We start from the raw sequence: 392 nt of genomic DNA, 5'->3' as shown, positions 1-392 counted from the left end.
GTCGTACCGCTTGACCTGGGTGAGGAGGCCGGCGTCGACCTCGGCGAACGGGCCGTAGCCGTTGATGCCCGCGTTGTTGACCACGAGGCCGATGTCGTCCCCGGCCGCCCGCTCCACGACACGCGACAGGTCCTCAGGGCTGCCCAGATCCGCCACCAGGGTCTCGATGCCCGCCGCACCCTCCTTGAGCGCCTCCTCCGCGAGGACGTCCAGCCGCTCGGCCCGCCGGGCGACCAGCACAAGCCCCCAGCCGCGCGCCGCCGCGCCGGGACACCGTGGGGTGGCGGGTGCTGTCCGTGCTGCTGCACGCCGGCGTTCGTTACCACAAGAGCTGCTGCGGCGGGCCCGGGTACCGTCCGCGCACGCTGCGGGAGGTGCGCGAGCGGATGGCG

At 74.2% G+C, this 392-nt stretch carries 1 protein-coding gene and 1 pseudogene; one reads left to right on the top strand and one right to left on the bottom strand.

Annotated elements, in window-relative coordinates; translation table 11 throughout:
* Positions 1-240 (bottom strand): SDR family NAD(P)-dependent oxidoreductase (locus tag LPA54_RS41505; RefSeq protein WP_368857923.1); only part of this gene is annotated, 240 nt, incomplete at its 3' end.
* 14 nt (positions 241-254) lie between these two features.
* On the opposite strand from LPA54_RS41505, the pseudogene LPA54_RS41500 reads away from it, so the two are divergent.
* Positions 255-392: pseudogene (locus LPA54_RS41500) on the top strand (deoxyxylulose-5-phosphate synthase); the annotation flags it as partial.

Source organism: Streptomyces sp. DH12, from assembly GCF_020873895.1.
GTDB lineage: Bacteria > Actinomycetota > Actinomycetes > Streptomycetales > Streptomycetaceae > Streptomyces.
Note: the sequence above shows the minus strand (reverse complement) of the source record. Positions and strands in the feature narration are given on the sequence as shown.